This window comes from Ruegeria sp. BHSB172 (genome assembly GCF_059613165.1).
In genome coordinates this window covers 1-22,325 of the sequence record NZ_JBXWRZ010000022.1, presented here as the reverse complement: position 1 = coordinate 22,325, position 22,325 = coordinate 1, and the positions used below count along the sequence as shown (strand labels likewise).

General features: G+C 63.1%; 24 protein-coding genes. 16 read left to right on the top strand and 8 right to left on the bottom strand.

The annotated features are described in order from the left end of the window. Positions 1-7: 7 nt before the first annotated feature. The 7 genes from AC2FM3_RS11430 to pheT all read left to right on the top strand — a co-directional run bounded on the left by AC2FM3_RS11430 (position 8) and on the right by pheT (position 8,319). Positions 8-733: a 16S rRNA (uracil(1498)-N(3))-methyltransferase gene (locus AC2FM3_RS11430; RefSeq protein WP_496681823.1), complete on the top strand. Its 726-nt coding sequence runs from the start codon at positions 8-10 to the stop codon at positions 731-733. Between the two features lie 157 nt (positions 734-890). Next, positions 891-1,418, top strand: a complete 528-nt coding sequence (locus AC2FM3_RS11425; RefSeq protein ID WP_496681821.1) for a hypothetical protein — start codon at positions 891-893, stop codon at positions 1,416-1,418. Between the two features lie 77 nt (positions 1,419-1,495). After that, positions 1,496-2,866: a glutamate--cysteine ligase gene (locus AC2FM3_RS11420; RefSeq protein WP_496681820.1), complete on the top strand. Its 1,371-nt coding sequence runs from the start codon at positions 1,496-1,498 to the stop codon at positions 2,864-2,866. Positions 2,867-2,978: 112 nt separating this feature from the next. Further along, positions 2,979-4,046 (top strand): Hint domain-containing protein, encoded by a 1,068-nt coding sequence (locus tag AC2FM3_RS11415; RefSeq protein WP_496681817.1) that lies wholly within the window; start codon positions 2,979-2,981, stop codon positions 4,044-4,046. Positions 4,047-4,119: 73 nt separating this feature from the next. Then, complete coding sequence (gene pheS, locus AC2FM3_RS11410) at positions 4,120-5,193, top strand: phenylalanine--tRNA ligase subunit alpha (protein ID WP_496681814.1); 1,074 nt, start codon at positions 4,120-4,122, stop codon at positions 5,191-5,193. Continuing rightward, positions 5,190-5,627, top strand: a complete 438-nt coding sequence (locus AC2FM3_RS11405; RefSeq protein WP_170583214.1) for a hypothetical protein — start codon at positions 5,190-5,192, stop codon at positions 5,625-5,627. Before pheS ends, AC2FM3_RS11405 begins: the two co-directional genes overlap by 4 nt. Positions 5,628-5,922: 295 nt before the next feature. Further along, entirely contained in the window at positions 5,923-8,319 is a 2,397-nt protein-coding gene (pheT, locus tag AC2FM3_RS11400) for a phenylalanine--tRNA ligase subunit beta (RefSeq protein WP_496681812.1), read from the top strand. A gap of 46 nt (positions 8,320-8,365) precedes the next feature. Here pheT and AC2FM3_RS11395 read toward each other — a convergent pair whose 3' ends face one another. Further along, on the bottom strand, positions 8,366-9,250 hold the full coding sequence (locus tag AC2FM3_RS11395; protein WP_496681811.1) for a LysR family transcriptional regulator: 885 nt from the start codon (positions 9,248-9,250) through the stop codon (positions 8,366-8,368). An 84-nt stretch (positions 9,251-9,334) separates the two neighbouring features. Here AC2FM3_RS11395 and AC2FM3_RS11390 point away from each other — a divergent pair, with 84 nt between their 5' ends. The 4 genes from AC2FM3_RS11390 to AC2FM3_RS11375 all read left to right on the top strand — a co-directional run bounded on the left by AC2FM3_RS11390 (position 9,335) and on the right by AC2FM3_RS11375 (position 12,060). Then, positions 9,335-9,967, top strand: a complete 633-nt coding sequence (locus AC2FM3_RS11390) for a class I SAM-dependent methyltransferase (RefSeq protein WP_170369849.1) — start codon at positions 9,335-9,337, stop codon at positions 9,965-9,967. A gap of 89 nt (positions 9,968-10,056) precedes the next feature. Further along, positions 10,057-10,506 (top strand): YtoQ family protein, encoded by a 450-nt coding sequence (locus AC2FM3_RS11385; protein ID WP_005979113.1) that lies wholly within the window; start codon positions 10,057-10,059, stop codon positions 10,504-10,506. 261 nt (positions 10,507-10,767) lie between these two features. Next, entirely contained in the window at positions 10,768-11,196 is a 429-nt protein-coding gene (mscL, locus tag AC2FM3_RS11380; protein ID WP_496681808.1) for a large conductance mechanosensitive channel protein MscL, read from the top strand. Positions 11,197-11,253: 57 nt separating this feature from the next. Then, the gene (locus AC2FM3_RS11375) at positions 11,254-12,060 is read left to right on the top strand and encodes a mechanosensitive ion channel family protein (RefSeq protein ID WP_496681805.1); all 807 of its coding nucleotides are present in this window, start codon (positions 11,254-11,256) and stop codon (positions 12,058-12,060) included. A gap of 99 nt (positions 12,061-12,159) precedes the next feature. On the opposite strand, the gene ald is transcribed toward AC2FM3_RS11375, so the two are convergent. After that, positions 12,160-13,278, bottom strand: a complete 1,119-nt coding sequence (ald, locus tag AC2FM3_RS11370; RefSeq protein ID WP_496681802.1) for an alanine dehydrogenase — start codon at positions 13,276-13,278, stop codon at positions 12,160-12,162. Between the two features lie 135 nt (positions 13,279-13,413). On the opposite strand from ald, the gene AC2FM3_RS11365 reads away from it, so the two are divergent. Continuing rightward, on the top strand, positions 13,414-13,872 hold the full coding sequence (locus AC2FM3_RS11365) for an Lrp/AsnC ligand binding domain-containing protein (RefSeq protein ID WP_490359842.1): 459 nt from the start codon (positions 13,414-13,416) through the stop codon (positions 13,870-13,872). A 133-nt stretch (positions 13,873-14,005) separates the two neighbouring features. Then, the gene (gene ppk2, locus AC2FM3_RS11360; protein WP_496681800.1) at positions 14,006-14,968 is read left to right on the top strand and encodes a polyphosphate kinase 2; all 963 of its coding nucleotides are present in this window, start codon (positions 14,006-14,008) and stop codon (positions 14,966-14,968) included. Between the two features lie 36 nt (positions 14,969-15,004). Here the strand turns inward: ppk2 and AC2FM3_RS11355 are convergent, their stop codons facing one another. After that, complete coding sequence (locus AC2FM3_RS11355) at positions 15,005-16,159, bottom strand: CAP domain-containing protein (protein WP_496681797.1); 1,155 nt, start codon at positions 16,157-16,159, stop codon at positions 15,005-15,007. A gap of 302 nt (positions 16,160-16,461) precedes the next feature. Further along, entirely contained in the window at positions 16,462-16,668 is a 207-nt protein-coding gene (gene rpsU / locus AC2FM3_RS11350; protein WP_007818122.1) for a 30S ribosomal protein S21, read from the bottom strand. Between the two features lie 112 nt (positions 16,669-16,780). Between rpsU and AC2FM3_RS11345 the strand changes: the two genes are divergently transcribed. Both AC2FM3_RS11345 and AC2FM3_RS11340 read left to right on the top strand, forming a co-directional pair. Continuing rightward, positions 16,781-17,473 (top strand): COQ9 family protein, encoded by a 693-nt coding sequence (locus AC2FM3_RS11345; RefSeq protein ID WP_496681793.1) that lies wholly within the window; start codon positions 16,781-16,783, stop codon positions 17,471-17,473. A gap of 64 nt (positions 17,474-17,537) precedes the next feature. Then, on the top strand, positions 17,538-18,524 hold the full coding sequence (locus tag AC2FM3_RS11340) for an NAD(P)H-quinone oxidoreductase (RefSeq protein WP_496681791.1): 987 nt from the start codon (positions 17,538-17,540) through the stop codon (positions 18,522-18,524). A gap of 20 nt (positions 18,525-18,544) precedes the next feature. On the opposite strand, the gene AC2FM3_RS11335 is transcribed toward AC2FM3_RS11340, so the two are convergent. Beyond that, complete coding sequence (locus AC2FM3_RS11335) at positions 18,545-19,402, bottom strand: DUF2189 domain-containing protein (protein WP_496681788.1); 858 nt, start codon at positions 19,400-19,402, stop codon at positions 18,545-18,547. A 192-nt stretch (positions 19,403-19,594) separates the two neighbouring features. On the opposite strand from AC2FM3_RS11335, the gene AC2FM3_RS11330 reads away from it, so the two are divergent. Further along, the gene (locus AC2FM3_RS11330) at positions 19,595-20,578 is read left to right on the top strand and encodes a quinone oxidoreductase family protein (RefSeq protein ID WP_496681786.1); all 984 of its coding nucleotides are present in this window, start codon (positions 19,595-19,597) and stop codon (positions 20,576-20,578) included. A gap of 47 nt (positions 20,579-20,625) precedes the next feature. Here AC2FM3_RS11330 and AC2FM3_RS11325 read toward each other — a convergent pair whose 3' ends face one another. From AC2FM3_RS11325 to AC2FM3_RS11315, 3 genes are all read right to left on the bottom strand, one after another. Beyond that, on the bottom strand, positions 20,626-21,159 hold the full coding sequence (locus AC2FM3_RS11325) for an outer membrane protein (RefSeq protein ID WP_496681785.1): 534 nt from the start codon (positions 21,157-21,159) through the stop codon (positions 20,626-20,628). A gap of 232 nt (positions 21,160-21,391) precedes the next feature. Then, a complete protein-coding gene (locus tag AC2FM3_RS11320; protein ID WP_496681783.1) occupies positions 21,392-21,865 on the bottom strand; it encodes a YHS domain-containing (seleno)protein in 474 nt (157 codons plus the stop codon). A gap of 172 nt (positions 21,866-22,037) precedes the next feature. Further along, a partial coding sequence (locus AC2FM3_RS11315) for a glycerol-3-phosphate acyltransferase (protein WP_496681781.1) occupies positions 22,038-22,325 on the bottom strand: 288 nt, incomplete at its 5' end.

The window sequence follows — 22,325 nt, the reverse complement described above, 5'->3', positions numbered from 1 at the left end:
GGGTCTCATGAGTGCGAAGATCAGGCTGTATGTAGATCACCCTTTGGGTGCGGGGCAATCGGTTCCTTTGACGCGCGAGCAGGCCCATTACCTGTTCGGCGTGATGCGTCTGGCCGTGGGTGGGCAGGTGGCCCTGTTCAACGGCCGCGATGGCGAGTGGCTGGCGCAGGTGGCCGAGGCGGGCAAACGCGGCGGTACTCTGCGCTGTCTTGAACAGACCCGACCACTGAAACTGCCGCCGGACCTGTGGCTGCTGTTTGCTCCGATCAAGAAGGCGCGCACCGATTTCATCGTCGAAAAGGCGGCCGAGATGGGGGCCGCGAAGATCATGCCGGTCCAGACCGCCTTCACCAATTCCGAACGCATCCGCCAGGACCGTCTGCAGGCCCACGCGGTCGAGGCGGCCGAGCAATGCGGCGGCACCTTCGTGCCCGAGGTCTGCGACCTACAGCGGCTGGACAAGCTTTTGGACAACTGGCCCGACGGCCGCCAGCTGATGTTCTGCGACGAGGCCGAGGCCGGGTCGGCCCTGCGCCTGGCCGCGCAGGACAAGGGTCGGCCCTGGGCCATCCTGATCGGCCCCGAGGGCGGGTTTTCCGATGCCGAGCGCCAGCGGCTGAAGGATCTGCCGTTCACGCATGTGGTCAGCCTGGGGCCGCGAATCCTGCGGGCCGATACGGCGGCGGTGGCCGCGATGACCCTTTGGCAGCAGTCGCTGGGGGATTGGTCCTGATGCGGCGCCCGGCGCGGCTACGCGAACCCGCTGACGTCCGAAGGGCCGTGTTGTTTTTGGCTTCAAAAGCCGCCGCGCGTGCTTATGTTGCGATTGGGTTTGCCCCTGCCGGGACCTTTTCACTGGTCCTGTTCAGCGATCAGATGGAGGCCGCGTCATGAGTTTCATCCGACCCGAAGCCAAACTGGCCCTGTGGCGCTGGCGCGAGGTGCTGGCCGCCGGGTTCGTTCTGATCCTTGGCCTCAGCTGGATCGGCGGTCCGGGCGGGTTGCTGGGCTGGTTGGGCTGGGTGCTTGTGGTGGTCTCGGTCGCGCTGGCCGTGATCGGCATACAGCGCGCGCGGTTCCGGCTGGGCGCGGGCGGGCCTGGCGTGGTGTCTGTGGATGAAGGGCAGATTGCCTATCTGGGGCCGTTGGACGGCGGCATCGTCGCCACCCGCGAAATCGAGAGCCTGACGCTGGACCCCACCGCCAGCCCCGCGCATTGGGTGCTGCAGCAGCCCGGCCAGCCGCCGCTTCACATTCCCGTGAATGCCGAGGGGGCCGAGGCGCTGTTCGACGTGTTCTCGGCCCTGCCGGGGCTGCGGACCGAGCGGATGCTGTCGGAACTGAGGGCCGGGGCGTCGCATCCGGTGGTGATCTGGGAACGCCACCCCTCGCGTCCGGCACACATCCGATTGAACTGAGGATGCATTGACACCGGGGGAGATTGCGACCACCACTGACCCCCACGACTCGACACATCAGGATCGGAGCACGGTTCATGTCCATCCCTCAGTCCGGCGGCGGGCCGATCGAACGCCACGAACAACTGGCCGAATACCTGGCCGATGGCTGCAAACCCAAAAGCGAATGGCGCATCGGGACCGAGCACGAGAAATTCGGCTATTGTAAGGACACGCTGAAGCCGCTGCCCTATGAGGGCGAACGTTCGATCCTGGCGGTGTTGGAGGGGCTGCGCGATGGGCATGGCTGGGCCCCGGTGGAAGAGGCGGGCAAGCTGATCGGGCTGGAAAAGGACGGGGCCAATGTCTCGCTGGAACCGGGCGGGCAGCTGGAACTGTCGGGCGCGCCACTTGAGACCATCCACGAGACCTGCGACGAGGTGAACGCGCATCTGCGTGACGTGAAGGACATCGCCGACAAGATCGGCGTGGGCTTCATCGGGCTGGGCGCCGCACCGATCTGGAAGCACGAGGACATGCCGCTGATGCCCAAGGGCCGGTATGTCCTGATGAACGACTACATGGAAAAGGTCGGCGACATGGGCCGCGCCATGATGCGCCGGACCTGCACGGTTCAGGTCAACATCGATTTCGGCTCCGAGGCGGACATGGTGCAGAAGCTGCGCGTGGCGCTGGCTCTGCAGCCGGTGGCGACCGCGCTGTTTGCCAACTCGCCCTTCTTCGAGGGCAAGCCCAATGGCCACAAAAGCTGGCGCAGCTATATCTGGCGGCATTTGGATGACGCGCGCACCGGCATGCTGCCCTTCGTGTTCGAGGACGGCTTCGGGTTCGAGCGCTACGTGGAATATGCCTTGGATGTGCCGATGTATTTCGTCTATCGCGACGGCAAGTATATCGACGCGCTGGGCCTGTCGTTCCGCGATTTCCTGCAGGGCAAGCTGCCAGCGCTGCCGGGCGAGACGCCGACGCTTTCGGATTGGGCCGACCACCTGACCACCGCCTTCCCCGAGGCGCGGATCAAGAAATTCATGGAAATGCGCGGGGCTGACGGTGGTCCGTGGCGCCGCCTGTGCGCGCTGCCCGCCTTCTGGGTGGGGCTGACCTATGACCAGTCCGCGCTGGATGCCGCATGGGATCTGGTCAAGGGCTGGGACGCCGAAACCCGCGAGGGGCTGCGCGTGGCCGCGGCCCGGGACGGGCTGCAGGCGCAGGTCGGCGGCATCAACATGCACGTTCTGGCGCGCGAGGTGTTGGCCATTGCCGAGTCCGGCCTGAAGGCGCGGGCGCGGCCGGGTGCGGGTGGGCTTGTCCCGGACGAGACGCATTTCCTGAACGCGCTGAAGGAAAGCATCCAGTCCGGCAAAGTACCGGCCGACGAACTGCTCGAGCATTACCACGGCGACTGGCAGGGCGATCTGACGCGGATCTACCCCGAATACAGCTACTGACCGCGACCTGTTGCAATTAGGGGCCTGTTAGCCACTTTCCCGCATCGCGCCTTGTTCGGCGGCGGCGTTTGCGCGATATATTCGGGTCAGGTTTTCCGAGCGTGGTACTGACATGGCGCGTATCAGTGAGCTGCACTATTCCAATGCCTATGCCGCGAGTTCGGGCGTGTCCGAGTTCCTGGAGGTGTCACTTCGCCCGGACGAAGACCCGGCGGATTTCACCGTGTCCTTCTATCAGGCCAACGGGCAGGTCGGGATCGAAATTCCGCTGGACGATCCGGCCATTCAAGTCACCGTGGACCCGGACAACAACGAGATCGTCTATGTCATCTCGGCCGATGATTTCCCGATCCTCTTGACCGACCCGAATGGTGGCGGCCCCAACAATTACGAAGCCTATGCGCTGACCAACACCGCCACGGGTGAGGTGATCGATTTCTACGACATCGGTGGCGGCACGCAGAACATCGTCGCGGTCGATGGGCTGGCGGCCGGGGAAACCTCGGTCAACCTGCCGGTGCTGGTCGGGCCGAACCAGACCACGACGACCCTGCAGTTCAACCAGCCCGATCCTGACACGCTGACATATGGCCCCTTATCGCCCGGGGATACCGGGGCCGCCTGTTTCACGGCAGGAACCTTGGTGGATACCCCCGAGGGGCCCCGCCGGATCGAGACGCTGCAGCCCGGCGACACGGTCCTGACCGTCGATGACGGCCCCTGCCGGGTGCGTTGGATCGGTGGCCGCACGGTGCGCGGCGTGGGCCGGTTCGCGCCGGTGCGCATCCGCGCGGGTGTTCTGGGCGCCAAGACAGACATTCTGGTCTCGCCCCAGCACCGCATTCTGGTCGGCGGCTGGCAAGCCCAGCTTCTGTTCGGCGAGGATGAGGTTCTGGTTCCGGCCAAGTCGCTGGTCAACGGCGATACCGTCACCGTGCAGCCCTGCGACATCGTCCGCTATGTCCACCTGTTCTTCGACCGGCACCAGCTGGTGACCACTTCGGGCCTTGTGTCCGAGAGCTTCTTTCCGGGGCAGGAGGCGCTCTCAGGGCTGGAACAGGAGGCCGCAAGCGAACTGTTTGCGCTGTTCCCCGAACTTCGGACCCATCCGCAGGGCTATGGCCCCACGATCCGCCCGGTCCGGTGTGATCGACAGGCAGCGGTTCTGCGCGCGACCTGATCGCGCGGCCCGGCCCTCTTGCTTTCGCGCGCCGCTGTGATAGCAGGACAGCAACAGAATTCAGGGGACCGTCATGGACGATCTTAAGGCAAAATACCTGGGTCAGATCGCTGACGCAGGCGACGAAAGCACGCTGGAAGCGATCCGCGTGGCCGCGGTGGGCAAAAAGGGCGAAGTGGCGCTGAAGATGCGCGAACTGGGCAAGATGACGCCCGAGGAACGCCAGGTCGCCGGACCCGCGCTGAACGCGCTGAAGGACGAGATCAATTCGGCGCTGGCCGCCAAGAAGGCCGCATTGGCCGATGCCGCGCTGGATGAACGTCTGCGGACCGAATGGCTGGACGTGACCCTGCCCGCGCGCCCGCGCCGCCAGGGCTCGATCCACCCGGTCAGCCAGGCCACCGAAGAACTGACCGCGATCTTTGCCGAGCTGGGCTTTTCCGTCGCCGAAGGCCCCCGGATCGAGACCGACTGGTACAATTTCGACGCGCTGAACATCCCCGGCCATCACCCGGCGCGGGCCGAGATGGATACGTTCTACATGCACCGCGCGCCGGGCGACAATCGCCCGCCGCATGTGCTGCGCACCCATACCTCGCCGGTGCAAATCCGCTCGATGGAGAAGCAGGGCGCGCCGATCCGCGTGATCTGCCCGGGCGGCGTCTATCGCGCCGACTATGACCAGACCCACACGCCGATGTTCCATCAGGTCGAAGGGCTGGCCATCGACAAGGGCATCTCGATGGCGAACCTGAAATGGGTTCTGGAAGAATTCGTCAAGGCGTTCTTCGAGGTCGACGACGTCGAACTGCGCTTCCGTGCCTCGCACTTCCCCTTCACGGAACCCTCGGCCGAGGTCGATATCCGCTGTTCGTGGGACAACGGCCAGCTGAAGATCGGCGAGGGCGACGACTGGATGGAGATCCTGGGCAGCGGCATGGTCCACCCCAAGGTGATCGCCGCCGGCGGGATCGATCCCGAGGTCTATCAGGGCTTTGCCTTCGGCATCGGCATCGACCGTCTGGCGATGCTGAAATACGGCATCCCGGATTTGCGGGCGTTCTTTGACTCCGACCTGCGCTGGCTGCGGCACTATGGGTTCGCGGCGCTGGATATGCCGAACCTGCATGGTGGTTTGAGTAGGTGAGTGGTTCGATCGAACTACAACTTCTCGAATTCATTGACGAATGGAACTCGTCACCCGATAGCCCGCCGGGAGGCGCTTGCATTTTGGTGCCGGACATCCTCTCAGAATTGCAGTGGCCGGACGAATTTGATCGCTCAGACCCAGCACGTTTTGGGCGAAAGGTTCAGATTGAAATGCAGGCTTTGAAAGAAAAGGGATATATCACCTCTGAGCTTCTGTTGAGTGGAGCTTGGACGAGCGTTCGATTGACCAGCGCAGGACACAAATACCTTCAAAGCCTTCGCTCTACGTTGGAGGTCAACCAGAAACCACAGAAAAATGAGAGTTTTTCCTTTCTGGGGATCTTGGGGGCTTTTTGTAGTAAGTATCTCCTCCCGGTCGCCGTGGGGGTCACTATAGCTTTGGTGTTGTTTAGTCTGGGGATTGGCAAGTGACACGCGAGTTGAATACGGCGCGGAGCAAAGGCCGATAGGCCGCCGCGCCATCGCCAGACCGCCCGCACGGGCTGGCGATTTTTCTCCGCCAGCACACCGTTTGAACGTCACGCGGACTTGGCCAGCATAAACTGCCCACCACAGCCCGAGGATCGCCACCCCGCGGTCTGGCGATGGCGCGGCTTGGCGCAAAGCGCACAGGTTGGCCCATCCACCCCGCCCAAGGCTTGCACCTTGGCCCATTCTTTGCCATTGCCTGTGCCGACTGGATGTTTGCCAAAAAAGGCCGCGTGCAATGAAATTCACCCTCTCCTGGCTGAAAGACCACCTGGACACCGACGCCTCGGTTGACGAAATCGCCGAGGCGCTGACCGATCTCGGGCTCGAGGTCGAAGAGGTCATCAACCCGGCCGACAAGCTCAAGGATTTTACCCTCGGCTATGTGAAACATGCCGAGAAACACCCCGACGCCGACAAGCTGCGCGTCTGCAAGGTGGACACCGACGAGGGCGAGTTGCAGATCATCTGCGGTGCGCCCAACGCGCGCGAGGGCATCACCGTCGTGGTCTGCAAGCCAGGCACCTACATCCCCGGCCTCGACACCACCATCAGCGTCGGCAAGATCCGCGGCGTCGAAAGCTTTGGCATGATGGCGTCCGAGCGCGAGCTGGAACTGTCGGACGAGCACGACGGCATCATCGAGCTGCCCTCGGGCGAGGTGGGCCAGCGGTTCGTCGACTGGCTGGCCGAGAACGACCCCGCCAAGATCGACCCGGTGATCGAGATCGCCATCACCCCCAACCGCCCCGATGCGCTGGGCGTTGCGGGCATCGCGCGCGATCTGGCGGCGCGGGGTCTGGGCAAGTTGAAGCAGCGCGACTATGCCCCGGTGCCGGGGGATTTCGAAAGCCCGATCAAGGTGACGATCGACGACGACACGCTGGATGGCTGCCCGCATTTCACCGGTCGCCTGATCCGCGGCGTCAAGAACGGCCCCAGCCCGCAATGGCTGCAGGATCAACTGAAGGCGATCGGCCTGCGTCCGATCTCGGCCTTGGTGGACATCACCAACTACATGACCTTCGACAGCAACCGCCCGCTGCACGTCTTTGACGCCGACAAGGTCAAGGGCAACCTGCGGGTGCACCGCGCCAAGGGCGGTGAGAAGCTGGTGGCGCTGGATGAAAAGGAATACACGCTGCAGCCCGGCATGATGGTGATTTCCGACGACAACGGCCCGGAATCCATCGCTGGCATCATGGGCGGGCAAGAGACCGGCTGTACCGAAGACACGGTGAACGTGTTCCTGGAAAGCGCCTTTTGGGATCATGTCCAGATCGCGCTGGCGGGGCGCGCGCTCAAGATCAACTCGGACGCGCGGTACCGGTTCGAACGCGGGGTCGATCCGGCATACACGCTGGAAGGGTTGGAGCACGCGACCCAGATGATCCTGGATATCTGCGGCGGCGAGGTTTCGAAGGTGGTCGAAGCCGGCAAGGCGCCGGACCATTCGCGCGCCTATCGGCTGGATGCGGCGCGGGTGCAGTCGCTGGTGGGCATGGACATCCCCGAAAGCGAGCAGCGCCAGACCCTGACGCGGCTGGGCTTCCGGCTGGAAGGCGATATGGCCCATGTGCCCAGTTGGCGCCCCGACATCCAAGGCGAGGCCGATCTGGTCGAGGAGGTTGCCCGCATCGCTTCGCTGACCAAGCTGCAGGGCAAGCCGCTGCCGCGCGTCACGGACGGTATTCCCAAGCCGGTCATGACTCCGGCCCAGCGGCGTCAGTCGATGGCGCGGCGCACCTGCGCGGCGCTGGGGTACAATGAATGCGTCAGCTATACCTTCATCGATCGGGCCTCGGCCGCGCTGTTCGGCGGCGGCGATGACGCGACAATGCTGGAAAACCCGATCTCGTCCGAAATGAGCCACATGCGCCCGGACCTGCTGCCCGGCCTGCTGCAGGCCGCGGCCCGCAACCAGGCGCGCGGCTTTGCCGATTTGGCCTTGTTCGAGGTCGGCCCCGTCTTTTTCGGCGGTGAACCCGGCGAGGAACGCACCCAGATCGCGGGCCTTCTGGTCGGACGGACCGGACCCAAGGATGTGCATGGCACCACCCGCGCGGTCGACGTGTTCGACGCCAAAGCCGATGCCGAGGCTGTGCTGGCCGCCATCGGTGCCCCGGCCAAGGTGCAGATCCTGCGCGATGGCGATGCCTGGTGGCATCCGGGCCGTCACGGCAAGATCTGCCTGGGCCCCAAAAAGGTGCTGGGCGTGTTCGGGGAACTTCATCCATGCGTGCTGCAGCAGTTGGATATCAAGGGTCCGGCCGTGGCCTTCACCATCTGGCCGGACGAGGTGCCGCTGCCGCGCAAATCCGGCACCACCCGCTCGGCGCTGGAACTGCGCGACCTGCAGGCGGTCGAGCGTGACTTTGCCTTTGTCGTCGATGCCGATGTCGAGGCGCTGACGCTTGTGAATGCCGCTGCCGGAGCCGACAAGGCGCTGATCGAAGAGGTGCGCGTGTTCGATGAGTTCATCGGCGGCAGCCTAGGTGAGGGCAAGAAATCTCTGGCCATCACCGTGCGTCTGCAGCCGACGGAAAAGACTCTGAAGGAAAAAGACATCGAGGCGGTGGCGGAAAAGATCATCGCCAAGGTCACCAAGGCCACCGGCGGCGTTCTGCGCGGCTGAGGTGGCGTGAACCCGAAGTGACACGCGCGCCCGTGGCGCGCGTGTTTCATTTTGCGAAGAACTCCGCCAGCAGGTCAAAGACCAGCCGGATGCGGCGGCTGGTATGCAGTTCGCGATGGGTGGTCAGCCAGATCGGGAACCGCAGCGGCTCCATGTCGGGAAGCACACGCTCCATACCCGGCGTGGCATTGCCCACCGGCTCGGACATGGGCGCGATGCCAAAGCCCTGCCGGGCAAACTCCCACGCGACGATGCCGTTCTGCGACCCCAGCCGGAAGTTTTCTTCCGTGAGGTGCAGGCCGATCGGTTCGAAATAGGCGATCATCTGGGCTGTGTCGCCGAAACTGATGAACTCGTGCCGGGACAAGTCTGACAGTGATTTGGGACGTCCAGCGCGGTTCAGGTAGGCGGAGGCGGCATAGAAATGCCCGTCAGCCTCTTGCACCAGTTTTGCGATCAGGTCTGGCTGGTCGGGGCGGACATGGCGGATGGCGATATCCGCCTCGCGCCGCATCAGATCGCGGATGTCGTTCGCGGCGATCACGTCGATCCGCAGTTTCGGAGCCTGCGCGCGGATCTTGCGCAGCAGATCCGGCAAGATATAGGCCGACATCACGTCGCTTGCGGTGATCCGCACCTGCCCCTCGATCGACTGCGCCTGACCGGACGCCGCCAGCGCAATGCGATCTGCAGCTGCGCCCATGGTCCGTGTGTGCTCCAACAGCTCGATCCCGGCGGTGGTGATTTGAAGTGACCGGCCGACCCGCTCGAACAGCATCACGCCCAGGTCGGATTCAAGCGCGGCGATCTGGCGGCTGAGGGTCGGTTGTGTCTGGTCCAATCGTCGTGCCGCCGCCGAAAGCGAGCCGGTCTCGGCCGTGGCCAGAAAGGCGCGGATATGGTTCCAGTCGAATTTGCGCGGATCATCCATGCATGAATGTATAAAGATTCTGCGAATTTCGGCAATTCACCTTTGAAACGCGTATCACTACCTTGCGCTCAAAGGAGAGCCGACATGACCGCCACAGCCAAATTCTGGGATGGTATCGCCGAGAAATACGCGAAATCCCCGATCCGGGACATGGAGTCCTACGAGCACACGTTGCAACGCACGGTGTCCTATTTGAAGCCGACCGATCAGGTGCTGGAACTGGGCTGCGGAACGGGGCGCACCGCGCTTCGGCTGTCCCGCCATGCGGCTACGATCACGGCGAGCGATGTCTCTCCAGGCATGTTGGCCGTGGGTCAGAGGCTGGCCCAAGAGGAGCAGATCGAAAACGTCGTCTTTGTCGAGGCAGACGCGAACCGCCCCCCGAATGGGACTTTTGATGTGGTAATGGCGTTCAATCTTCTACACCTGATCCGGGATCTCGACGCGACGCTGGCCGGGGTTCATGAGGTGTTGAAACCCGGCGGCCTGTTCATTTCAAAAACGCCGTGTCTAGCCCAAGGTGGTTTGGGGTTCAAGTTCGGCTTGCTGAAGCTGCTGCTGCCGGTCATGCAGCTTTTGGGCAAGGCGCCATTCGTCAGCCAGTTCGACATCAAGACGCTGGAAACGACCATTGAAAGGGCCGGGTTCGAGATCATCGAAAGCGGGAATTTCCCGGCGAAACCGCCCTCGCGCTATCTGGTGGCCCGCAAGCTGTGAAGCCAGTGCCGCATCGGCAGGCAACTTCCGCATTGGGCTTTGCGGGATTGGGCAGTAAACAGGGCCAGAAGCAAAATGAGGAGGCTGCAATGGGATTGAATGTCTACCTGTCGGGCGAGATCCACACGGATTGGCGCGAACAGATCATCGAAGGCGCGCAAGGGCTGGACGTCACGTTCAACAGCCCAGTGACCGATCATGCGGCCAGCGACGATTGCGGAGTCGCCATTCTGGGGGCCGAGCCGAACAAGTACTGGCACGACCACAAAGGCGCGATGGTCAACGCGATCCGAACCCGCAAGGGGATCGCCGATGCCGATGTCGTCGTGGTGCGGTTCGGGGACAAGTACAAACAGTGGAACGCGGCTTTTGATGCGGGCTATGCTGCCGCCTTGGGCAAGTCGATCATCGTGCTGCACGGCCCCGAACATCAGCATGCGCTGAAAGAGGTCGATGCTGCCGCGTTGGCGGTGGCCGAAGAGCCGCGCCAGGTGGTCGAGATCCTGCGATATGTTCTGACCGGGAAGCTGCCCGGTTGACCGGAACAGAGGCTGCAGCCCGACACGTGTTCGGTATATTTACAGGCTGGCCGCGGCGACAGTCGGCCGGCCGGGCTGCATCTCGGTCCGGAGGATTTTTTGGTTCTGCAATTCGGCCGTGCGCCCCAGGCATGAACGATGCCCAAAAGATGCATTTTGGGGAAAAGTTTGTGCTGTTTCCCATGAAATACTGCACAAGGTTCGTGGAAAAGAGATATCGAATGATGCGTATATGCGCGAATTGAAACGCACGGGGACGAAATGCTCGAGGAATTCAAATCATTTGTTGCCAAGGGCAATGTCATGGATATGGCTGTCGGTATCATCATCGGGGCAGCCTTTACCGCAATCGTCACTTCGCTGGTCGGCGATCTGATCAACCCGCTCATCGGGCTGTTCACGGGTGGCGTCGACTTTACCAACAACTATGCCGTTCTGGCCGGCGATGTTCCGGAAGGTGCCAGCCTCGAGGCTGCGAGGGAAACCGGCGCTTCGATTTTTGCCTATGGGGCGTTCATCATGGCGGTCATCAACTTTTTGATCATCGCCTGGGTGGTCTTCCTTCTGGTCAAGATGGTGAACCGGGTGAAGGATGCCGCTGCGAAACAAGAAGAGTCAGCGGAAGAGGCGCCGGCAGGACCCAGCGAGTTGGATATTCTCATGGAGATCCGCGACGCTTTGAAAACATAAGTGCGCTTTCGGCAACCCGTTCGGGGTTGCCGTTCCGAAACAGACGGGAGGGGACAGATGGATCAAGCAATGGATATGGCGGGCCAGGCGTGGCCGTTGGTGATCAGCGCGGGCAAGGCGCTGATCGTTCTGGTTTTAGGGTGGATCGCTGCGGGGTCGATTTCGGGCGTTGTCCGAAATCGTATCAACCGGACCCCGCAGATAGACCCGACCCTTGGGAATTTCGCCGCCAGTACGGTCAAATGGGTGATCTTGGCCATTGTCCTGGTTGCCGTCCTTGGCATCTTCGGCATTCAGGCAACCAGCATCGTGGCCATTCTGGGCGCCGCCTCGCTGGCGATCGGTCTTGCGCTGCAAGGTACGCTCAGCGATCTTGCCGCCGGTGTGATGCTGGTCGTGTTCCGGCCTTACAAGCTGGGTCAGTTTGTCGATATCGGCGGGACGGCGGGAACGGTGAAAGACCTGAACCTGTTCACCACCGAACTGGTGACGCCGGACAACGTTCAGATCATCGTGCCGAACGGTCAGGCCTGGGGGTCGATCATCACCAACTACTCGGCCCATGACACGCGGCGCGTCGACCTGGTGTTCGGGATCGACTATGGCGACAGCGCCGACGAGGCGATGAAGATCATTCTGGATGTCGCAAAGGCGGATGGCCGCGTTCATGCCGACCCCGAGCCCTGGGTGCGGGTGACCAATCTGGGCGACAGCTCGGTCGATCTGACCGCGCGCCTTTGGTGTGCCGCCGCCGACTATTGGGACGTCAAGTTCGATCTGACCAAGGCGGTGAAAGAGGCGTTCGATGCCAAGGGCATCTCGATCCCCTATCCGCATTCGGTGGAGATCCACAAAGAGGGCTGAGCGCTCCCGCCCGTCAGTCGGGCATTGGAAATGCCCTGTTTCGGTTGGGCGTGGCGCCGCGCGAAACGCGCGGCGCCGTTGTTTCTGGCCGAGGCGGGATCAGCCCTTGATTACAACCGACGGGGAAACCACGTCGATCCCCAGCGCCTTGCCGACGGCGTAGTAGGTCAACTGCCCGGCATGGATGTTCAGCCCGGCCAGCAGGTGCGGGTCGTCTTGGCAGGCCTGCCGCCAGCCTTTGTCGGCCAGCGCCAGCATGAAGGGCATGGTTGCGTTACCCAGGGCGATGGTCGAGGTGCGGGCGACCGCGCCCGGCATGTTGGCCACGCAGTAGTGCATGATGCCGTCGACCTCGTAAATCGGGTCGGCATGGGTGGTGGGTTTCGATGTTTCGAAACACCCGCCCTGGTCGATGGCCACGTCCACAAGAACCGCGCCGGGCTTCATGGTCGACAGCTGAGCGCGGCTGATCAGTTTCGGCGCGGCCGCGCCCGGAATCAGCACCGCGCCGATCACCATGTCGGCATCGCGGATCAGCTCGGCCGTGGCGCCGGCGGTCGAGTACTGGTTCTTGAACTGGCCGCGGAACACATCGTCCAGATACCGCAGCCGCGGCAGCGAGCGGTCCAGAACCGTGACATCCGCGCCCATCCCGGCAGCGATGCGGGCCGCGTGGGTGCCGACCACCCCGCCGCCGATCACCACGACCTTGGCCGGCCCCACGCCGGGCACGCCGCCCATCAACACGCCGCGCCCGCCATTGGCCTTTTGCAGCGTCCACGCGCCGACCTGCGGGGCCAGGCGCCCGGCGACTTCGGACATTGGTGCCAGCAGCGGCAGCCCGCCATTGGCATCGGTCACGGTTTCATAGGCGATCGCGGTGCAGCCCGACGCCAGCAGATCCTTGGTCTGCTCGGGATCGGGGGCGAGGTGCAGATAGGTGAACAGCACCTGGCCTTCGCGCAGCATCTTGCGTTCGACCGCCTGGGGTTCCTTGACCTTGACGATCATCCCGGCGGTGGCGAAGACCTCGGCGGCGGTGTCCACGATGCGGGCACCGGCGGCGATATAGGCCTCGTCGTCAAACCCCGACCCCAGGCCGGCGCCGCGTTCGATGATGACCTCATGCCCGCGCGCGACGGCCTCCTGCGCGGCGTTCGGGGTCATGCCGACGCGGAACTCCTGCGGTTTGATTTCTTTTGGGCAACCGATTTTCATTGGGCTCTCCGTTCACAAACTGCACAAATTATGTGCAGTTTGTGGCGCAATTTTTGTGAAACTCGATGCGCATTCGAACTAAAATGCGGGACAATATTCGATAGACTTAGATAAACTTGCAAAGAAAGTGCGCCAATGAGCCTGGATGCGACCGACCGAAAGATTCTGGCTGCTCTGCAGCGCAAGGGGCGGATGTCGAATGCGGAACTGTCCGAACAGGTCAACCTGTCGCCCTCGGCCTGTCACCGTCGGGTGCAGCGGCTGGAGGCCGACGGCTATATCCGCGACTATGTCGCCCTGCTGGACGCGCGCAAGCTGGGCGTTCCGACGACCGTGTTCGTCGAAATCACCCTGCAGGGTCAGGCGGAAGAGGTTCTGGAGGCTTTCGAGAAGGCGGTGCGGCGCATCCCCGACGTGCTGGAGTGCCACCTGATGGCAGGAACCGCCGACTATGTGCTGAAGGTCGTGGCCGAAAACACCGAGGATTTCGCGCGCATCCACCGCCAGTATCTGTCTCGGTTGCCGGGCGTGGCGCAGATGCAAAGTTCGTTCGCGTTGCGAACGGTGTTCAAGACCACGGCTTTGCCGGTCTAAGCGCGGCCGGCGGCGGTTGTATCCGCCGGGCGGTCGGGCCAAGATCGGGGTCCGGCGGTAGCGGTCGCCGCGTCATGTCCCGGTTACACGGGATGGCTAAGACCCTCAGCCACGAAAGACAAGGAGCAGCCCAATGGCCGAAGAAGAACAACAAACCCCGTTGGCCGACCAGAATGAAAACGGCCGCGACGCCGACGACGACACCCCCGACTGGCTGGAGGCCGAGCTTCAGGACACGTTGGACGAGGATATCGAGATCGAGTTCAGCGAGCCGATGCTGTCGATGGAGGTGCGCAAGATCTACCGCGAGCAGCACCCCGACATGCTGGATCGCCGGGTCTATTTTCGCAACCTGCTGCGCCTTCAGGCCGAGCTGATCAAGGTACAGGACTGGGTTCAGCATACCGGCGCCAAGGTCTGCATTCTGTTCGAAGGCCGCGATGCGGCGGGCAAGGGGGGTGTGATCAAGCGAATCACCCAGCGCCTGAACCCCCGCGTCGCACGGGTCGTCGCGCTGCCGGCCCCCAGCCGGCGCGAACAGAGCCAATGGTATTTCCAGCGCTATGTGCCGCACCTGCCGGCCGCGGGCGAGATCGTGCTGTTCGACCGGTCCTGGTACAACCGCGCCGGGGTTGAGCGTGTGATGGGCTTTGCCACCGAAGACCAGGTGGAACAGTTCTTTCAGGACGTTCCCGAATTCGAGCGGATGCTGGTCCGGTCCGGCATCATCCTGCTGAAATATTGGTTCTCGATCACCGACGAGGAACAGCAGCTGCGGTTCCTGATGCGGATCCACGACCCGATGAAGCAATGGAAACTGTCGCCGATGGACCTCGAATCGCGCATCCGCTGGGAGGACTATACCAAGGCCAAGGAGGACATGCTGTTCCGTACCAACATCCCCGAGGCGCCCTGGTACATCGTCGAAGGCAACGACAAGAAGCGCGAGCGCCTGAACTGCATGGAGCACATTCTGACCAAGATCCCCTATGAGGACGTTCCGCACGAAAAGGTCACGCTGCCCGACCGCAAATACAACCCCGAATACGAGCGTCGTGTGCTGCCCGACGAGTTGTACGTGCCCAAAATCTATTGATGGACCGCCCCGATCCGGGGCGCGCCTCTCACGGGATCAAAACAGGAAATCGCCGCGTCCGAGGTCGGCCAGAAGGATGTCTTCCAATATCATCTGGTGGCCCAGACCATCGTCGATCATCACGTCGTTGCCTGACTGAACGGCGTGGTTGTTCATCAGATCGGCATAGTTGGCGATTGCGTCGCTGCCGCGCAGATCGACAAGATCGGCGGCGCCAAAATCGATGACCCGGTCGATGCCGCTGGAAAAGACGAACTGATCGGCTCCGCCACCGCCGACAAGGGTGTTAGCCCCTCCGCCGCCGACCAGCCTGTCATTGCCACTGCTTCCGACCAGCCGGTCGTCTCCGGTCGCGCCGAGCAGCAGATCATTGCCCGCGCCGCCATGCAGAAGGTCATTCCCGCCGCCACCCAGCAGGCGATCGGTGCCGGCCGCGCCGACCAGCCGGTCGTTGTCGCCGTGTCCTTTGAGCACGTCATTGCCGTCGCCGCCGTTGATCCGGTCGTCGCCGAATCCGCCCGCGATCAGGTCGTTGCCGCCACGCCCGTTCAGCGTGTCCGCCCCGTTGCGCCCAATCAGGACATCGCGCCCGGATTGCCCGATCACTATGTCGTCGCCGGCGCCGCCATCGATGCGTCCGGAATCTCCGGCTTGCAGAACCAGCCAGTCGTCGCCGTCGCTGCCCACCGTCCCCGCGGCGACGATCTGACGCTGTGGGTCCGTCGGGGCGGGCGGTGTTGGGGCGGTACCGGTATCCAGTTGGACAGGCGCCGCAGTGCGCGCAAAATTTTGCGTCACCATGACCGCGTCATAGTTGACGCCATTGTGCAGGTACTTGCCCAGTTCGATGCCGATTCCGACAACCGTGACATTGGGGTCCAGAATATTCGCCCTATGTCCGGGGCTGTTCATCAAGGCGGTATGCAGGTCCTGCACGTCGTCGCTCAGCCCGGGGGCTCCGCGCACGCTTTGCCATGCAATATTTTCGGTCGCGCGCCAACTGCCCGAAAACGAAAACCCGGCGCTGGCCATCCTGTCCCACGGGTCCGACCCGCCGGCGCCGGTGTGGCTGAACTGGTCCACCTGCAGCATCCAGCGGCTGTGGTCTTCGGCCGCGTCATTCAGGCGCAGCTCGAGTTGGACAGGAGCAAGGCCTCGACTGCTGCGTTCGGCATTGATGAGGTCCAGCATCTGCCGTTCAAGGTTGCTCGCGACTGACAAAGTTCCGTCTCCAGTGACTCGGGCCTATTCTGGCCGGACCATAGTGGCGACAATTTGACGATGGAACGCAGAAAGCCTGCTGAAATCGCCGCTGGGCAGATCACCACTCAGACATGCGCGGCAATGTGCGGCAATCTGCCTATGCGCGTTGCCCCGCTGTTGCACCGGGCATGACAAGGAATGCGGTCAGATTCGGCAATCGCAAACGACAAACCCCCGGGCAAGGCCTCGGGGGTCGTCAATAGTGTCATCCAAAGCTGGAGGAGGTTTGCTCAGAGCAGACCTTCGCGCTGGGCTTTCTTGCGTGCCAGTTTGCGGGCACGGCGGATCGCTTCAGCTTTCTCGCGCGCTTTTTTCTCGGACGGTTTCTCGAAATGCTGCCTCAGCTTCATTTCACGGAACACGCCTTCGCGCTGCAGCTTTTTCTTCAGGGCACGGAGCGCCTGATCGACATTGTTGTCGCGAACACTAACCTGCATGTGGTTGTCACCACCTTTCTAAGTTCGAGTTGCAAGGAAATTGCAGGAATTGGCCGTATAGCAAAGCGGACCTAACTTGTCTAGTACTATGCCAGACAGTTGGAGAGCCGCCATGACCGTGATCTATGAAGACGCCAAGCAGCAGTTGCTGGACGCCATCCTTACCCATGTGCCCTTTGACGGTTGGTCGGATACCAGTTTTCGCGCGGCGATTGCCGACTGTGTCCTGGACGAGGGGCTGGCGCGCGCGATCTGTCCGCGCGGTGCGGTCGATCTGGCCTTGGCCTTTCACGACCGGGGCGATGCGGCGATGCTGGAACGGCTGAAATCCGAGGATCTGAGCGATCTGAAGTTTCGCGACCGGATCGCGGCGGCGGTTCGGTTCCGCCTGCAGGCGGTTCCCGACAAAGAGGCCGTGCGCCGGGGCGTGGCCCTATTTTCCCTGCCCATGTATGCCGGTGACGGCGCCAAGGCGGTCTGGGGCACCTGTGACCTGATCTGGGATGCGCTGGGCGACACGTCCGAAGACGTGAACTGGTACACTAAACGCGCGACGCTTTCGGGGGTATATTCCTCGACCGTTCTGTTCTGGCTGGGCGATGACAGCCCCGACCATCAGCGCACATGGGAATTTCTGGACCGTCGCATCGAAAACGTGATGCAGTTCGAAAAGCTCAAGGCGCAGGTGAACAAGAACCCGCTTCTCAAGCCGTTTCTGGCCGTTCCCAACTGGCTGGCGGGCCAGGTGCGGGCTCCGATCCGGATGCGCGCCGACCTGCCGGGCATGCTGCACCCGCGCAAGTAAGCGGCTGTTCCCGCTGGGCCTTTGCCGATTTGACTGATACCAGTTGCGCAAAGGAGATTTGCCGATGACCAAGATGATGCGCGCTGTCGAGATCACCTCGCCGGGCGGCCCGGATGTTCTGCAACTGACCGAACGCCCCATACCCGACCCCGGCCATGGTCAGGTGGTTCTGAAAGTGGCCTATGCCGGCGTCAACCGCCCTGATGCGTTGCAGCGGGCCGGGGCCTACGATCCGCCGCCGGGGGCCAGCGATCTTCCGGGGCTCGAAGCGTCGGGCGAGGTGGTCGCCATCGGCGCGGGGGTCTCGGGTCTGGCCCTGGGCGACAAGGTCTGCGCGCTGCTGCCCGGTGGCGGCTATGCCGAATATGTCGCCACGCCCGCTGCGCATTGTCTGCCGGTGCCCACCGGCATGGGCTTGAAAGAGGCCGCCTGCTTGCCCGAAACCTTCTTTACCGTTTGGTCCAACGTCTTCACCCGCGGCGGGCTCAGGGCGGGCGAGCGGTTCCTGGTGCATGGCGGCTCCAGCGGTATCGGCACCACCGCGATCCAGTTGGCCAACGCGTTCGGCGCCCGGGTCTTTGCCACCGCCGGGTCTGACGAGAAATGCGCGGCCTGCGTGGCGCTGGGGGCGGAAAAGGCGATAAACTACAAGACCGAGGATTTCGTGGCCGCCCTGCGGGCCGAGGGCGGGGCCGACCTGATCCTTGACATGGTGGGCGGCGACTATATCCCCCGCAACGTCAAGGCGCTGGCCGAGGATGGGCGGCTGGTCCAGATCGCCTTTCTGCAGGGGCCGGTGGCCGAATTGAACTTTGCCCTGATGATGGTCAAGCGTCTGACCCTGACCGGCAGCACCCTGCGCCCGCAAAGCGACTTGGCCAAGGCCCGGATCGCGCAGGACCTGCGCGAGGCGGTCTGGCCGCTGCTGGAGGCGGGCAAGGTTGCGCCGGTCATGGACAGCGAGTTCGATTTGGCCGAAGCGGCGGCCGCGCATGCGCGGATGGAAAGCTCGGGCCATATCGGCAAGATCGTTTTGAAGGTTTCGGGCTGAGGGCGGCAGCCCCGCGTGCTTCAGGCGACGGCCCGGCGGTACAGGTGCCAGGTGGCGTGACCCAGAACCGGGATCACCACGATCAGCCCCATCATCAGCGGAAGCGCACCAAGCACCAGAAATGCGGCCACGATGCATCCCCAGGTCAAAATGACCCTGGGGTTGCGCCGCAGTACCCGGACCGAGGTGACGACGGCCACCGGCAGGCCGACCTTTCTGTCCAGAAGCAGGGGAAAGCTGACCACGCTGATGGCCAGCGCAACCAGCGCAAAGCCAAAGCCCACCAGGGTACCGGCCAGGATCATGGTCCAGCCCGCGCTTGTGGTGACGGCCTGCGTCAGGAACGGGCCCAGCGCCGTTGGCGCTTGTGGCCCCATCGTGTGCAAGAAGATCGCATGCGCCGCCGCCAGCCACACCAGCAGCAACATCACCAGGTAGAAGCCCAGCGCCAGGATCGCGCCCAGTGACGGCGAGCGGAACACGCCGAACGCGTCCAGCCAATGCACCTCGTGCCCCTGTTCTCGTCGGCGGCTGATTTCGTACAGGCCAAGTGCCGCCACCGGGCCGATCAGGGCAAAGCCCGCGATCAGCGGGGCCAGCAGGGGCGCCATTTCGGCCTGCATGCCAAGCCCGAACATCACCAGCCCGGCGATCGGATAGATCAGGACGATGAAGATCGCGTCGGCGCGGCCCGCCTTGAAATCCTCGTACCCGGCCTTCAGGCAGGCTCGCAGGTCCTGCAGGGTCAGCCTGCGCACCTGCGGCAGGTGCCGGGTGTCCGCGCTGCCGATACCTGTGACGTTTTCCGCGATATGCTCGGTGGTCGCACCCAGATTGCGGGCGGCCCAACTGACTGGATTGCCGATCGTTTTTGCCATCTTGATCCCTTTCCTTGGCCCATTCGCGCCGCGGAATGCATCCGGCATCGGGTTGCCCGTGGCCGGATGACCCGGCAACGCCCTATTTCAATTTACCACATTCCGGCAGTCATGCACTTCACTGTTCCGAGATCGGGTGATTGCCCTGTGGCGCAGGCATGTTAGCTTGGCAGCAGTTTTCAGGAGGTGAGCATGCAGCAATCGGCGCGTAACGTAGTCATCCATGAAACCGGCGGCCCCGAGGTTCTGAAGATCGAGGACAGGCCTCTGCGCGATCCCGGGCCGGGGGAGGTTCTGATCCGGCACCATGCCTGCGGGTTGAATTTCATCGATGTCTACCAACGTTCGGGCCTGTATCCGCTGGACCTGCCGCATGCGCTGGGCATGGAGGGCGCCGGCGTCATCGAGGCCGTGGGCGAGGGGGTGACCCATCTGCAACCCGGCCAGCGCGCGGCCTATGCCGCCATGCCGCCGGGCGCCTATTGCGAGGCGCGGGTGATGCCGGCGGCCCAAGTCTGCCCGCTGCCGGGCGGGATTTCATTCGAGACGGCGGCGGCCATGATGCTCAAGGGGTTGACGGTCGAATATCTGTTCCACCGCACCACGCCGCTCAAGCGGGGCGACACGGTCCTGTTCCACGCCGCTGCCGGGGGCGTGGGCCTGATCGCCTGTCAGTGGGCCAAGTCCGAAGGCATCAAGCTGATCGGGACCGCGGGCACCGACGACAAGTGTCGGTTGGCGATGTTCAACGGTGCGACCCATTGCATCAACTATCGCACCGAAGATTTCGAATCCCGCGTGGCCGAAATCACCGGCGGCAAAGGTGTCGATGTGGTGATGGATTCGATCGGGGCCGACACGTTCAACGGGTCGCTGAACTGCCTCAAGCCGCTGGGTATGATGATCTCGTTCGGGAATGCCTCCGGCCCGGTGCCGCTATTCGACATCGGGATTCTGGCGAAGAAAGGATCTCTGAAGATCACCCGCCCAACGCTGTTCACCCACATCGCCGACCACGCGGTTTGTCAGGCAATGGCCCGCCGGTTGTTCAACAAGGTCACCGGCGCCGAGGTCAAGATCCACATCGATCAACGGTTTGCGCTGGATGAAGTGGCCGAGGCGCATCGCGCTCTCGAGGCGCGCAAGACCACCGGCAGCACGATCCTGCTGCCATGAAAAAGGCCCGGCGTATCTGGCCGGGCCTTTCGATTTCGGGGGAGGGGTCAGAACCGGTAGGCCGCGCGGATCTGGAACGTCGTGGCGTCCACGTCCACGCCGGTCGAATTGAAATTGTCGAATTCGTGGTACAGAATTTCGCCCGCGATCGAGACGTTCGGAACGATGATCTGTTCATAGCCTGCGCCGATGAACCAGCCGTCGTCGCTGCCCAGTGTGTCGGTACCGGCCTCGGCGTACCCGGCCACGCCGTAAAGCAGGCCCTGCGGGTTAACCTTGTAGCCGGCACGGGCTTTCAGTCGCCAGACATCCTCGACCGTCGCGGCCCCCGACAGATCCACATCCGACCAGTCATAGTCGAAGCCGCCGCCGACGACCCAATCGCCCAGATCATAGTCGTAGCCCAGGATGATACCGCCGATCACGCCGTCGCCATCGACCCCGGACAGGCTGGTGCCAATATCGGCATAGCCGATCTGCGCGCCGCCGTAGAAACCGGTCCAATCGCCCGAGGATTGCGCCATCGCGGTGCTGGCAGCCAAGGTCGCAACCGTAGAAAGAAGTGCCAATTTTCCCGTCATCTTCGTTCCTTTCAGTCAAATGATGTGCCGCGGCCACAGGTCGCCGGCGATCCGTGAAATCGTATACGGCCGGTCGCCGGCCGTGGATCAATCTGGTCTGACGCTCGGGCCATATGACGCCCCCTTTTGGGGAAGAAATGTGCTGGCTTCATTGAAAATACATGGACCTGCGCACACGGCTTTCAAGCAACGCCCGGCGGCAGAGGCGAACTGCCGCCGGGGTGTCAGCGGATTATTGCTGCAGTTCGGCCGGATCCTTGTCGGCGATGGTGTCCCAGTTTGCGCTGGCTTTTTCGATAAAGCCGGGAATGTCGCCTTCCCAGCGTTGCTGGATGTCTTCCGACAGGTTCAGGTACAGCTTGTTGTCGACGATCTTCCAATAGGTCGGATCCCCGTCGAACTTGAAGCCCATCGCGGCCCCGAATGCGCAATAGCCGCCATAGGCCGGCAGATATGCCTCGGGGTTGGCCTCGAAGGCTGCCTTGTGTTCCTCGGTCGCGAAGCGGTACAGCGCGTCATTGTGCAGGGCCGTGATCTTGTAGCTGCCCTTGGTCGCCTCACCTTCGGTGAAATAGGCCACCGGGTCATAGCCCTGCATGGCCAGACCGGTCGACGAGGCGTTGATTTCGACCCCGGCCGCGAGGGCCGAGCTTGCTATTGCGACCGACAGCGCCACGCCGCCCAACAGGGATTTGATCTTGTTCATGGTTCCACCTTTCCTGATCGGGCCAGCCCGGCATGTCCACGCGCGGGTGTTCCGGCTCCGAAATTGCGTATCGTGCGCCCGGTGATCGGGTGTCACGACACCTCAGGTGGGAAAGGCGCCGATCACGTTCAAAGCAATCAAACGTGATTGGGCCGTGGACGGGCAGACGGCGCTAGGATTTGCCGATCTTGGGTTCGGTTCCGGCCTTGATGCGGGCCAGGTTTTCACGGTGCCGCCAGTAGATCAACAGCGTCAGCACCGCGCCAAGGGCAAAGGTGGCGCCGTTGGTCAGCAGGGTGATCCAGATGGTCGACAGCGCCGCCGCCGCAAGGGCACCGATGGATGAAATCCGCCAGATCGCCGCCGCCACCAGCCAGGTCAGGCAGCAAGCAACGCCGACCCGCCAGTCCAGCGCCAACCAGAGACCCAGAAAGGTGGCCACACCCTTGCCGCCCTTGAA

What these genes read in the sequence shown, in the direction of transcription:
- AC2FM3_RS11430 (WP_496681823.1), top strand. Translation starts at nt 8, where the DNA reads ATGAGTGCGAAGATCAGGCTGTATGTAGATCACCCTTTGGGTGCGGGG.
- AC2FM3_RS11425 (WP_496681821.1), top strand. Translation starts at nt 891, where the DNA reads ATGAGTTTCATCCGACCCGAAGCCAAACTGGCCCTGTGGCGCTGGCGC.
- AC2FM3_RS11420 (WP_496681820.1), top strand. Translation starts at nt 1,496, where the DNA reads ATGTCCATCCCTCAGTCCGGCGGCGGGCCGATCGAACGCCACGAACAA.
- AC2FM3_RS11415 (WP_496681817.1), top strand. Translation starts at nt 2,979, where the DNA reads ATGGCGCGTATCAGTGAGCTGCACTATTCCAATGCCTATGCCGCGAGT.
- pheS (WP_496681814.1), top strand. Translation starts at nt 4,120, where the DNA reads ATGGACGATCTTAAGGCAAAATACCTGGGTCAGATCGCTGACGCAGGC.
- pheT (WP_496681812.1), top strand. Translation starts at nt 5,923, where the DNA reads ATGAAATTCACCCTCTCCTGGCTGAAAGACCACCTGGACACCGACGCC.
- AC2FM3_RS11395 (WP_496681811.1), bottom strand. Translation starts at nt 9,250, where the DNA reads ATGGATGATCCGCGCAAATTCGACTGGAACCATATCCGCGCCTTTCTG.
- AC2FM3_RS11390 (WP_170369849.1), top strand. Translation starts at nt 9,335, where the DNA reads ATGACCGCCACAGCCAAATTCTGGGATGGTATCGCCGAGAAATACGCG.
- AC2FM3_RS11385 (WP_005979113.1), top strand. Translation starts at nt 10,057, where the DNA reads ATGGGATTGAATGTCTACCTGTCGGGCGAGATCCACACGGATTGGCGC.
- mscL (WP_496681808.1), top strand. Translation starts at nt 10,768, where the DNA reads ATGCTCGAGGAATTCAAATCATTTGTTGCCAAGGGCAATGTCATGGAT.
- AC2FM3_RS11375 (WP_496681805.1), top strand. Translation starts at nt 11,254, where the DNA reads ATGGATCAAGCAATGGATATGGCGGGCCAGGCGTGGCCGTTGGTGATC.
- ald (WP_496681802.1), bottom strand. Translation starts at nt 13,278, where the DNA reads ATGAAAATCGGTTGCCCAAAAGAAATCAAACCGCAGGAGTTCCGCGTC.
- AC2FM3_RS11365 (WP_490359842.1), top strand. Translation starts at nt 13,414, where the DNA reads ATGAGCCTGGATGCGACCGACCGAAAGATTCTGGCTGCTCTGCAGCGC.
- ppk2 (WP_496681800.1), top strand. Translation starts at nt 14,006, where the DNA reads ATGGCCGAAGAAGAACAACAAACCCCGTTGGCCGACCAGAATGAAAAC.
- AC2FM3_RS11355 (WP_496681797.1), bottom strand. Translation starts at nt 16,159, where the DNA reads ATGCTGGACCTCATCAATGCCGAACGCAGCAGTCGAGGCCTTGCTCCT.
- rpsU (WP_007818122.1), bottom strand. Translation starts at nt 16,668, where the DNA reads ATGCAGGTTAGTGTTCGCGACAACAATGTCGATCAGGCGCTCCGTGCC.
- AC2FM3_RS11345 (WP_496681793.1), top strand. Translation starts at nt 16,781, where the DNA reads ATGACCGTGATCTATGAAGACGCCAAGCAGCAGTTGCTGGACGCCATC.
- AC2FM3_RS11340 (WP_496681791.1), top strand. Translation starts at nt 17,538, where the DNA reads ATGACCAAGATGATGCGCGCTGTCGAGATCACCTCGCCGGGCGGCCCG.
- AC2FM3_RS11335 (WP_496681788.1), bottom strand. Translation starts at nt 19,402, where the DNA reads ATGGCAAAAACGATCGGCAATCCAGTCAGTTGGGCCGCCCGCAATCTG.
- AC2FM3_RS11330 (WP_496681786.1), top strand. Translation starts at nt 19,595, where the DNA reads ATGCAGCAATCGGCGCGTAACGTAGTCATCCATGAAACCGGCGGCCCC.
- AC2FM3_RS11325 (WP_496681785.1), bottom strand. Translation starts at nt 21,159, where the DNA reads ATGACGGGAAAATTGGCACTTCTTTCTACGGTTGCGACCTTGGCTGCC.
- AC2FM3_RS11320 (WP_496681783.1), bottom strand. Translation starts at nt 21,865, where the DNA reads ATGAACAAGATCAAATCCCTGTTGGGCGGCGTGGCGCTGTCGGTCGCA.